We start from the raw sequence: 11,138 nt of genomic DNA, 5'->3' as shown, positions 1-11,138 counted from the left end.
GCTCGCTGGTGGCGAGCGACGGGGGCCGCGTCGTCGGTACCGGCGTCAGCCGGGGGACGTCATCCCTTGAGCCGCTCCTGCAGCCAGCGGTACGACGCCTTGGGCGTGCGGTCCTGGGTCACCGGGTCCACGCGCACGATCCCGAAGTTCTTGGTGTAGCCCTCGGCCCACTCGAAGTTGTCGAGCAGCGTCCACACGATGTAGCCGCGGATGTCGGCCCCTGCCTCGCGAGCACTCTCGGTCGCCGCGATGTGGCTCTCGAGGTAGGCACGGCGGTCCTCGTCCTGCACGACGCCGTCGACGACGTGGTCGTCGGCGTACGCCGCGCCGTTCTCGGTCACCATCAGCGGCAGGCCGGTGCGCTTGAAGGTGTCGACGAGGAGCTCCTCGAGCCCGGCCGGCTCGACCTCCCAGCCGATGTGGGTGCGCGGCTCCTGAACGTGGAAGGTGACCGGCTCGACGCCGGGGTAGGCGTCGGTCTCGGGGTGCCGCTCCTCGCCGTCGGGGGTCGCCACGACCGGTCCGGGGCGCACCGGCGTGTAGTAGTTGACGCCGAGCCAGTCGGCGCTGCCCTTGACCAGGTCGAGGTCGCCCTCGCGCACCAGCTCGGCGCTCGCCAGCTCGGGTGCGACGCGGAGCAGACCCTCGTCGTACGCGCCGTCGACGAGCGGGTCGAGCCAGACCCGGTTGCGGACCGCGTCGACGCCGTCGGCCGCCGAGGCCGGCGTACCGGGCTCGGGCCAGATGGGCGCGAGGTTGAGCACGATGCCGACGTCGCGGCTGCCCGCTGCGTGCAGCGCCTGGGCGGCGAGGCCGTGGCCGAGCATGAGGTGGTGGGCCGCGCGGTGCGCGTCACCGCCCTCGCGCCGGCCAGGGGCGTGCACGCCGGCGGCGTAGCCGAGGTAGGCCGCGCACCAGGGCTCGTTGTGCGTCGCCCACACCTTCACGCGGTCGCCGAGCCGCTCGTGCACGACCATCGCGTAGTCGGCGAACGCGTAGGCGGTGTCGCGGTGGAGCCAGCCGCCCGCGTCCTCGAGGGCCTGCGGCAGGTCCCAGTGGTAGAACGTCCCGGTCGGCGTCACGCCGCGCTCGAGGAGCGAGTCGACGAGGCGGTCGTAGTAGGCCAGGCCGCGCGGCTCGACGGCCCCGGTGCCGGTCGGGATGATGCGCGGCCACGCCACCGAGAAGCGGTACCAGCCGACGCCGAGATCGGCCACGAGCGCGGCGTCCTCGGCGTAGCGGTGGTAGGAGTCGCACGCGATCGAGCCGTCCTTGCCGTCGCGGATCGCGCCTGGCGTGGCGGCGAAGGTGTCCCAGATGGAGACGCCCCGGCCGTCCTCGGTCGTCGCCCCTTCGATCTGGTAGGACGCGGTGGCGGCCCCGAATGCCAGGGTCGGGCCGTCGGGCAGGTTCAGTGTCATGGGCGTCACTCTAATGGGAGAATGGGAGCGCTCCCAAGATCTCGCGTCGAAGGAACACGATGACAAGCATCAAGGACGTCGCCCGCGAGGTCGCGCTGTCGACCGCGACCGTCTCGCGCGCGCTGCGCGGGCTGCGGGGTGTCTCCGACGAGAACCGCACGAAGATCACCGAGGCCGCCCAGCGGCTGGGCTACGTCCCCTCCCCCAGCGCTGTCGGACTGGCGAGCGGTCACACCCACACGGTCGCCGTGATCGTCCCGCACGTCGCCCGGTGGTTCTTCGGCGAGGTGGTCCAGGGGGCCGAGGAGGTCCTGCGCGCAGCCGGCTACGACCTGCTCCTCTACAACCTGGCCGGCGAGCCGGCGGCGCGTCACCGGGTGTTCCAGACCGACCTGCTGTCGAAGCGCGTCGACGCCGTCCTGGTGCTCGGTCTCCGTCCCTCGCTTCCCGAACAGTCCCGGCTGGCCGAGCTGGGCCGGCCGGTCGCGATCGTCGGCGCGGTCGCGAACGGCCTCTACAGCGTCAGCATCGACGACGAGCGGGCGGCCCGGCTGGCCACCTGCCACCTCGTCGACCTCGGCCACCGTCGGATCGGGTACGTCGGCGGCTCGCTCGACACCCTGGACTTCATCGCGCCCTCGGCCCGCCTGGCCGGCTACCGCGCGGTGTTGCGCGAGCGGGGCATCCGGCACTACCGCGACCTCGAGGACGTCGGCGACTTCAGCGTCACCGGTGGCCGTGACGCCGCCCTGCGGCTGCTCACCCGGTCCGACCGGCCGACGGCGATCTTCGCCGCCTCCGACGAGATGGCCATCGGCGTGCTCCGCGGCGCCCGCGAGCTCGGGCTCGGCGTGCCCGAGGACCTCTCGGTCGTGGGCATCGACGACCACGAGCTGGCGGCGTTCTTCGACCTCACCACCGTCGCCCAGCCGGTGCGCGAGCAGGGGCGGCGCGGTGCGGAGCGGGTGCTCGCCGAGCTGACCGGCGTACGACCGCCCGACTCGGAGGTGCTCCCGGTCGAGCTGATCGTCCGGACGTCGACCGCTTCGCCGCGCGACGAGGGGTGAGGCGGCGGCTTCCCGCAGCCCCACGAGGCGCGAGTGTTCAGTGGGCGCCGGCGGCGCCACCACCCAGCGATGACCCGTCGACCGATCGAGCGCCTCAGACGGTCGACAGCTCACCGCCCGGCCTGGACTGCGGCTGGCGCGGCACCATGAGGCACAGGCCGGCGGCGACGAGGCAGAGGACGCCGGCGGTGATCCAGGCGAGGAGGTACTCGCCGGTCGCCTGGCGGATCCAGCCGGCATAGCTGGCGGCCACGCCGGCACCGACCATGTGCGCGGCGAAGACCCAGCCGAAGACGACGCCGGAGCGCTCGATGCCGAAGTGCTGCCGGCAGAGGGCGACCGTGGGCGGCACGGTGGCGACCCAGTCGAGGCCGTAGAAGAGCACGAACAGGAACAGGCTCGGGTGCAGCGAGGGCCCGAGCAGCATGTCGACCCAGAGCAGGGACAGTCCGCGCAGGAAGTAGTAGGAGAACAGCAGCTTGCGCGGGTCGACGCGGTCGGTCAGCCAGCCGCTCGCGATCGTGCCGGCGATGTCGAAGACGCCGATGAGGGCGAGGAGAGAGGCGCTCGTCGTCTCCGGCATGCCGTGGTCGTGCGCGGCGGGGATGAAGTGCGTGCCGATCAGCCCGTTGGTCGACCAGCCGCAGATCCAGAAGCTCACGAAGAGCGCCCAGAACGTCCCGGACCGCGCGCTCGACCGCAGCGTCAGCAGCGCGAGTCGGGCCGCGCCGACGTGGTGGGCCGGGGCCGGCGGGAGCGTCCAGTCGGCCGGGGCGCCGTAGGGCGTCACACCGATGTCGCGCGGAGAGTCCCGCATCACCAGCCAGACCAACGGGGCGAGCAGCAGCGCGAAGAGCGCGACCAGACCGGCCGCCCACCGCCAGCCCGGCCCGTCGGCCAGGTGCGCGATGAGCGGCAGGAAGACCAGCTGCCCGGTGGACGACGCGGCCGAGAAGACGCCGACGACGACACCGCGATGCGCGACGAACCACCGGTTGGCGACGATCGCGCCGAAGACCAGGGCGAGCGCGCCGGTCCCGATGCCGACCGCGAACCCCCACAGCACCCACAGCTGCCACGCCTGCGTCATGACGAGCGTGAGCCCCGACCCGACGGCGACCAGGGTCAGCGACGCGGCCACCACCCGACGTACCCCGAAGCGCTCCATCAGTGCCGCCGCGAAGGGAGCGGTCAGCCCGTAGACGATCAGGTTGAGCGAGACGGCACCCGATGTCGTCGCGCGGGACCAGCCGAAGTCCTGCTCGAGCGGCTCGAGGAGCGCACCGGTCGAGGACCGGAAGCCGGCGGCCGCGACGAGCGCCGCCATCGTCACCGCGGCGATCGGCCAGGCGCGGTGCAGGCCCGCGCGCTGTCGCGGGGACGTCTCCAACCGGCTCACGGGCGCAACGCTCTCACAGGCGAATGGTCGGATTCCGCTGCGATTCTGCCGCGAGACGGCGAAAAGCCGCCTACTGTGCGGGCGTGCGTCGTCGCCTCATCGTCCTGGGCCTCCTGCTGGCCGCGCTGCTGCCCCTCGCGCCTGCGACCGCGGGCACGCCCGGTGCCTGCGGGCGCGCATCCGGATGTACGGCGTTCGAGCTGATCCACGCGGGGTCGACCTACGGCTGGTACCCGGTCGCGCAGCGCTTCGAGTTCAAGGGCGGTGTCCCGGCGCAGTGGCAGCACCTCGGCCGCGGCACTCTGACCACGACGCACGGCATGCTGACCCTGCAGGGCCGGCGCGGCGACATCAGCACCGTCTGGACCGGCAACCCCCGCAGGCAGGGCCGCTGGGAGGTGCGGATGCGCACCCACCGGCTCCAGGCGGCCCGCACCGACCTCACCGACTACAGGGTGCGGGTCGCACTCGTGCCGACCCGTCCTCAGGACGAGCACTGTGGCGCGCAGCAGGTCGCCCTGCTCGACTACTCCCCCACGTCTCCCAGGTCGGCTGCGTTCTCCGTCCGCGCCCTCCCGGACCTCGCCTTCGACGCCTCGACCACGACCGCACGCACCGTCGGCGGCGACCAGTGGCACGAGTTCGCGGTCGAGGTCGCGCCCGACCACGTCTCCTGGTTCGTCGACGCCCGGGTGGTCGCGACCCAGCCGACGCCGGCGGCCCTCTTCGCGGTCCCCCTGCGGATGCAGGTCAGCCTCGTGTCGACTCCGGGAGCCTCGATGCAGCCGACGCGCGTGCAGCTGGACTGGGCCCGCTACTGGACCCTGCGCAAGCCCGGAAAGCTCCCGGTCGACGCGCCCGCACCGACCGCGAGCACGTACGCCGGCGCCTGCTGATCGTGCGCGCGGACTCGATCGCTCGCGGCGATCGGGTTAGGGTGCCCGGATGTTGTCGAAGCACCTGGTCATTCCGCTGACCGCTCTCGGGGTCGTCCTCGGCCTGTTCACCTCGGCCATCCCCAGCGCCGAGGCCTCCTGTGGGCGCCCGAGCGGTTGCACGAAGTTCGAGCTGATCCACGCGGGCTCCAGCTATGGCTGGTATCCGGTCAAGCATCGCTACGAGTTCATCGGCGGCCGCAAGGCGCCGAAGACCTGGCACCGGGCCGGCCGCGGGAAGCTCTACCAGCAGAACGGCATGCTCACGCTCGTCGCCCCGAAGGGGCGGTCCGCGGGTGTCCGCACCGTGTGGACCGGCGTCGGCTACCGCGAGGGCCGCTGGGAGGTGCGCATGCGCACCGACCGCGAGTCGAAGGGCAACACCGACTACCGCGTCGTCATGTCCCTCGTCCCGGAGAGCAAGCGGCAGCGGCACTGCGGCGCCCAGGACATCGACTTCCTCGACTACTCCCCGTCGAAGGCGCACACCGCGAACTTCAACATCAAGACGCTGCCCAACCGCCGGTTCGCGGCGAGCGAGGCGCTGTCGCGCAAGGTGGGCCACGACGAGTGGCACGAGTTCGCCGTCGAGGTCACCAAGAACCACATCTCGTGGTTCATCGACGCGCACGTGGTCCGCACCGAGCGGCGGCCCGCGGCCCTGTCCGGCAAGAAGTACACGATGCAGGCCGCGCTCGTCCCCGTGGCGGGTCACCGGATGAACAAGACCCGCCTCCAGCTCGACTGGGCGCGCTACTGGACCATGAAGAAGAAGAGCAAGAAGTCCATCAAGGCGCCGGCCACGACAGCCAAGCACTACCGGCAGGCCTGCTGACCTCCTCGATCAGCACCCTCTCGACGACGAAGGTGGCGCGGGTTCTCCCGCGCCACCTTCGTCGTCTCCGGGCCCCCAGGTCGTCTCAGGTCAACGGCGCCGGTAGGCGAAGTCGGCGATCTCGCGCCCCTCCGCCAGGCCGCGGCGCTCGAACTTCGTCAGCGGCCGGTCCTCCCAGCGCGCCACCGGCCCGCCGGCCAGCGCCGGCTCGGTCGCCATCACCTCGGCGATGTGCTCGGCGTAGTCGGCCCAGTCGGTCGCGAGCCGCCAGACGCCGCCCTCGACCAGCCGGGACGCGGCGGTGCCGACGAACGGCTGGTTGATCAGGCGGCGCTTGTGATGGCGCTTCTTGTGCCAGGGGTCGGGGAACAGCGTCCACAGCTCGGTGATCGAGCCGGGCGCGAAGAGCTCGCCCAGCGACCACGCGGCGTCGACGGTGCAGAGCCGGGCGTTGGTCGCGCCGGCCGCCTCGAGCCGGGCCAGGGTGTCGGCGACGCCCGGCAGCCACACCTCGAAGGCCAGCACGTTGACGTCCGGGTGCGCCGCGGCGTACGACGCGGTGGTCTCGCCGACCCCGGAGCCGATCTCGACGTAGAGCGGCGCCTGCCGGCCGAACCACGCCGAGAGGTCCAGCGGCCCGTCCAGGTCCTCGACCGCGTCGGCACCGAACACCCAGTCGCCGGCCAGCCGGTCCCAGGCGCCGGACTGCTTCGCCGTGAAGCGGCTGCCGCGCCGGGCGTAGGACAGGACCTCCCGCAGCGGCCGGCCGTCCTCGGTCAGCCTGACGTGCGGGCGGCTCTCCGGGGAGGTGTTGCGCGACCGCGCGAGCTTGCCGTGCTTGTCGTCGGACATGGGTTCCATTCTCTCGGCAGGGGTCTCGATACGCTCGCTGGCGCTCGCTACTCGACCAGCGAACAGGTCGGGGGTCGCGATACTCGACGACCGAACAGGCCGGCGGGGGTCTCGATACTCGACCAGCGAACAGGTCGGCGGGTCTCGATACGCTCGATGCGCTCGCACTCGACCGACGGAGACGATCGCTGGCAACGCAGAACGCCCCGGGCCGAAGCCCGGGGCGTTCCGATGAAGCAGGTGCGGGCTCAGCCCGCGGGGATCACTTGGTGATCTTGGTGACCCGGCCGGCGCCGACGGTACGGCCACCCTCACGGATCGCGAACCGCAGGCCCTCGTCCATGGCGATGGGCTGGATGAGCTCGACCGACATCTCGGTGTTGTCACCCGGCATGACCATCTCGGTGCCCTCGGGGAGGGTCACGACGCCGGTCACGTCCGTCGTACGGAAGTAGAACTGCGGACGGTAGTTGTTGAAGAACGGCGTGTGACGGCCGCCCTCCTCCTTCGAGAGGATGTAGACCGAGGCCTCGAAGTTGGTGTGCGGGGTCGTGGTGCCCGGCTTGATGACGACCATGCCGCGCTCGACGTCCTCGCGCTTGGTGCCACGAAGAAGCAGACCGACGTTCTCACCGGCCTGGCCCTCGTCGAGCAGCTTGCGGAACATCTCGACACCGGTGACGGTGGTCTTCTGCGAGCCCTCGCGGATGCCGACGATCTCGACCTCCTCGCCGACCTTGACGATGCCGCGCTCGATACGACCGGTGATGACGGTGCCACGACCGGTGATCGTGAAGACGTCCTCAACGGGCATCAGGAACGGCTTGTCGGTGTCGCGCTCCGGGGTCGGGATGTAGTCGTCGACGGCCTGCATGAGCTCCGCGACCGACTCGCCCCACTTGGCGTCGCCGTTGAGGGCCGGGAAGGCCGCAACGCGCACGACCGGGATGTCGTCGCCCGGGAACTCGTACTCGTTGAGGAGCTCGCGCACCTCCATCTCGACGAGCTCGATGAGCTCCTCGTCGTCGACCATGTCGCACTTGTTGAGCGCGACGACCAGGGCGGGGACGCCGACCTGGCGGGCGAGCAGGACGTGCTCACGGGTCTGCGGCATCGGGCCGTCGGTGGCGGCCACCACGAGGATCGCGCCGTCCATCTGGGCGGCACCCGTGATCATGTTCTTGATGTAGTCCGCGTGACCCGGGCAGTCGACGTGCGCGTAGTGACGCGACTCCGTCTGGTACTCGACGTGCGCGATCGAGATGGTGATACCGCGCTGACGCTCCTCGGGAGCCTTGTCGATCTCGTCGAACGGGGTGAACGGGTTCAGGTCCGGGTACTTGTCGTGCAGGACCTTCGTGATCGCCGCGGTCAGCGTGGTCTTGCCGTGGTCGATGTGACCGATCGTACCGATGTTGACGTGCGGCTTGGTCCGCTCGAACTTCGCCTTAGCCACTGGGGCTCCTCCTGGTGTGTTGTTACGTGACTCGTACTGAGTTGGGTGATGCCGAGGGCCGTACGGCGATTACTCGCCGCGAGCCTTCTTGATGATCTCGTCGGCGATGTTCGTGGGAACCTCGGCGTACGAGTCGAACTCCATCGAGTACGAAGCCTGGCCCGAGGTCTTGGACCTCAGGTCGCCAACGTACCCGAACATCTCTGACAGCGGCACGAGGGCCTGGACGGCGATGTCGCCGAACCGCTCCTCCTGCGCGCGGATCTGGCCCCGGCGGGAGTTGATGTCGCCGATGACGGTACCCAGGAAGCTCTCCGGGGTGGTCACCTCCACGGCGAACACGGGCTCCAGCAGGACCGGCTTGGCCTGGCGGGCGGCCTCCTTGAAGGCCTGGATGCCGGCGATCTTGAACGCGAGCTCGGACGAGTCGACGTCGTGGTAGGCGCCGTCCTCGAGCGAGACCTTGACGTCGACCATCGGGTAGCCGGCGAGGACACCGAACTCCATGGCCTCCTGGGCACCCTGGTCCACCGAGGGGATGTACTCGCGCGGGACGCGACCACCGGTGACGTTGTTCGCGAACTCGTAGCCCGCACCGGTGCCGGTCTCGGCGTCGATGTTGGGCTCGATCGAGATGACGACCTTCGCGAACTGACCCGAACCACCGGTCTGCTTCTTGTGGGTGTAGCTGTGGTTCGCGACCTTCTGACGGATCGTCTCGCGGTAGGCGACCTGCGGCTTGCCGACGGTGGCCTCGACCTTGAACTCGCGCTTCATGCGGTCGACGAGGATCTCCAGGTGGAGCTCACCCATGCCCGCGATGATGGTCTGGCCGGTCTCCTCGTCGGTCTTGACGACGAAGGTCGGGTCCTCCTCGGCGAGACGCTGGATGGCGACGCCGAGCTTCTCCTGGTCGCTCTTGGTCTTGGGCTCGATCGCGACCTCGATCACCGGGGCCGGGAACGTCATCGACTCCAGCACGACCTGGTTGGAGGGGTCGGACAGGGTGTGGCCCGTCTTGGTGTCCTTCAGGCCCATGACGGCGACGATCTGGCCGGCGCCGACCGACGCGATCTCCTCACGCTTGTTGGCGTGCATCTGGTAGACCTTGCCGATCCGCTCCTTCTTGCCGTTGACCGAGTTGACCACGGTCGCACCGGCCTCCAGCTTCCCGGAGTAGACGCGGACGTAGATCAGCTTGCCCAGGTGCGGGTCGGAGGCGATCTTGAAGGCCAGGCCGGAGAACGGCTCGTCGTCGCTGGGCTTGCGGGTGATCTCGACGGTCTCGTCGTTCGGCTTGTGGCCGACGATGGCGTCGACGTCGACGGGCGACGGCAGGTAGTCGATGACCGCGTCGAGCAGGGGCTGGACGCCCTTGTTCTTGAAGGCGGTGCCGGTCAGGACCGGGTTCACCTTGTCGGCGAGAGTCGCGCGACGGATGGCGGCCTTGAGGGTGGGCACGTCGAAGACGTCGCCGTCCTCGAGGTAGGTCTCCATGATCTCGTCGTCGGCCTCGGCGAGGGTCTCGACGAGCTTCTCGCGGTACTCGGCGGCCTTGTCGGCGAGGTCGGCCGGGATCTCCTCGACCGCGTAGTCCTCACCCATCTGGGTCTCGCCGCGCCACACCTTGGCGTGCATCTCGACCAGGTCGACGACGCCGATGAAGTCGGACTCCGCGCCGATCGGGATCTGCAGGACCAGCGGGGTGGAGTTCAGGCGCTCGACGATGGAGTCGACGACGCGGTAGAAGTCGGCACCCGTGCGGTCGAGCTTGTTGACGAAGCACATCCGCGGGACGGCGTACTTGTTGGCCTGGCGCCACACCGTCTGCGACTGCGGCTCGACGCCGGCGACACCGTCGAAGACGGCGACGGCACCGTCGAGGACGCGCAGCGCGCGCTCGACCTCGACCGTGAAGTCCACGTGGCCGGGGGTGTCGATGATGTTGATCTGGTGGTTCTTCCACCAGCAGGTCGTCGCGGCCGACGTGATGGTGATGCCGCGCTCCTGCTCCTGCTCCATCCAGTCCATCGTGGCCGCGCCCTCGTGGACCTCACCGATCTTGTAGGTGATGCCGGTGTAGAACAGGATGCGCTCGGTGGTGGTGGTCTTACCGGCATCGATGTGCGCCATGATGCCGATGTTGCGGACGGTCTTCAGGTCCGTGGTGATGTCGACAGCCACTGTCTGCGTGTTCCTTAGGGAGTTGGAGTAGGTGCGGTGTGGGGCGGTACGCCGTGCCCGATCGCTCGGCCGGCGTACCGCCCTTCAGGTCACCAGCGGTAGTGCGCGAAGGCCTTGTTGGACTCGGCCATCTTGTGGGTGTCCTCGCGCTTCTTCACAGCGGCGCCCAGGCCGTTGCTCGCGTCGAGGATCTCGTTCTGGAGGCGCTCGGCCATGGTCTTCTCGCGACGCTCCGCGGAGTAGCCGACGAGCCAGCGCAGCGCGAGCGTGGTGCCGCGGTTGCCCTTGACCTCGACCGGAACCTGGTAGGTCGCGCCACCGACTCGGCGGGACTTGACCTCGATGGCCGGCTTGACGTTGTCCATCGCACGCTTGAGCGTGAGGACGGGGTCGGTGCCGGTCTTCTCGCGGCAGCCCTCGAGCGCGGTGTAGACGATGCGCTGGGCGACCTGCTTCTTGCCGTCCTTCAGGACCTTGGACACGAGCTGGGTGACCAGCTGCGAGCCGTAGACCGGGTCGACGTCGATCGGACGCTTGGGAGCGGGACCCTTACGAGGCATCTCACTTCTCCTTCTTGGCGCCGTAACGGCTCCGGGCCTGCTTGCGGTTCTTCACACCCTGGGTGTCGAGCGTGCCGCGAATGATCTTGTAACGGACACCGGGCAGGTCCTTCACACGACCGCCGCGGACGAGCACGATGGAGTGCTCCTGAAGGTTGTGGCCGACGCCGGGGATGTAAGCGGTGACCTCGACGCCCGAGCTGAGGCGCACACGAGCGACCTTGCGGAGGGCGGAGTTCGGCTTCTTCGGCGTGGTGGTGTAGACGCGGGTGCAGACGCCACGGCGCTGCGGAGACCCCTTCAGGGCAGGCGTCTTGTTCTTGGACACCTTGTCCTGGCGGCCCTTGCGGACCAGCTGCTGAATGGTGGGCACCGGGTGGTTCCCCTTCTTTTCGACTCTCTCTCCACAGCGCTCTGCCGTGGAGGGTG

At 69.8% G+C, this 11,138-nt stretch carries 10 protein-coding genes; 3 read left to right on the top strand and 7 right to left on the bottom strand.

Annotated features, from left to right (window positions below; genetic code table 11):
• Positions 1–59: 59 nt before the first annotated feature.
• Positions 60–1,421 carry a GH1 family beta-glucosidase gene (locus tag QDS12_RS05025; RefSeq protein WP_279877387.1) on the bottom strand — a complete coding sequence of 454 codons (1,362 nt, stop codon included), beginning with the start codon at positions 1,419–1,421 and terminating at the stop codon, positions 60–62.
• Between the two features lie 59 nt (positions 1,422–1,480).
• On the opposite strand from QDS12_RS05025, the gene QDS12_RS05020 reads away from it, so the two are divergent.
• Complete coding sequence (locus tag QDS12_RS05020) at positions 1,481–2,488, top strand: LacI family DNA-binding transcriptional regulator (RefSeq protein ID WP_279877385.1); 1,008 nt, start codon at positions 1,481–1,483, stop codon at positions 2,486–2,488.
• Positions 2,489–2,582: 94 nt separating this feature from the next.
• Here the strand turns inward: QDS12_RS05020 and QDS12_RS05015 are convergent, their stop codons facing one another.
• On the bottom strand, positions 2,583–3,887 hold the full coding sequence (locus QDS12_RS05015) for an MFS transporter (RefSeq protein ID WP_279877383.1): 1,305 nt from the start codon (positions 3,885–3,887) through the stop codon (positions 2,583–2,585).
• An 83-nt stretch (positions 3,888–3,970) separates the two neighbouring features.
• On the opposite strand from QDS12_RS05015, the gene QDS12_RS05010 reads away from it, so the two are divergent.
• Positions 3,971–4,783, top strand: a complete 813-nt coding sequence (locus QDS12_RS05010; protein ID WP_279877381.1) for a family 16 glycosylhydrolase — start codon at positions 3,971–3,973, stop codon at positions 4,781–4,783.
• A gap of 49 nt (positions 4,784–4,832) precedes the next feature.
• Entirely contained in the window at positions 4,833–5,657 is an 825-nt protein-coding gene (locus QDS12_RS05005) for a family 16 glycosylhydrolase (RefSeq protein ID WP_279877380.1), read from the top strand.
• A gap of 90 nt (positions 5,658–5,747) precedes the next feature.
• Here QDS12_RS05005 and trmB read toward each other — a convergent pair whose 3' ends face one another.
• From trmB to rpsL, 5 genes are all read right to left on the bottom strand, one after another.
• On the bottom strand, positions 5,748–6,509 hold the full coding sequence (gene trmB, locus QDS12_RS05000; RefSeq protein ID WP_279877379.1) for a tRNA (guanosine(46)-N7)-methyltransferase TrmB: 762 nt from the start codon (positions 6,507–6,509) through the stop codon (positions 5,748–5,750).
• Positions 6,510–6,771: 262 nt separating this feature from the next.
• Entirely contained in the window at positions 6,772–7,965 is a 1,194-nt protein-coding gene (gene tuf, locus QDS12_RS04995; RefSeq protein WP_279877377.1) for an elongation factor Tu, read from the bottom strand.
• A gap of 69 nt (positions 7,966–8,034) precedes the next feature.
• Entirely contained in the window at positions 8,035–10,149 is a 2,115-nt protein-coding gene (fusA, locus tag QDS12_RS04990; RefSeq protein WP_279877375.1) for an elongation factor G, read from the bottom strand.
• A gap of 89 nt (positions 10,150–10,238) precedes the next feature.
• Positions 10,239–10,709 (bottom strand): 30S ribosomal protein S7, encoded by a 471-nt coding sequence (gene rpsG / locus QDS12_RS04985; RefSeq protein ID WP_279877372.1) that lies wholly within the window; start codon positions 10,707–10,709, stop codon positions 10,239–10,241.
• 1 nt (position 10,710) lies between these two features.
• Positions 10,711–11,082 (bottom strand): 30S ribosomal protein S12, encoded by a 372-nt coding sequence (gene rpsL, locus QDS12_RS04980; RefSeq protein ID WP_028660598.1) that lies wholly within the window; start codon positions 11,080–11,082, stop codon positions 10,711–10,713.
• Positions 11,083–11,138 lie beyond the last annotated feature (56 nt).

Source organism: Nocardioides sp. CER19 (assembly GCF_029846275.1).
Classification (GTDB): Bacteria; Actinomycetota; Actinomycetes; order Propionibacteriales; family Nocardioidaceae; genus Nocardioides.
The sequence above is the reverse complement of the archived record's forward strand: the minus strand, read 5'-3'. Positions and strand labels throughout refer to the sequence as shown.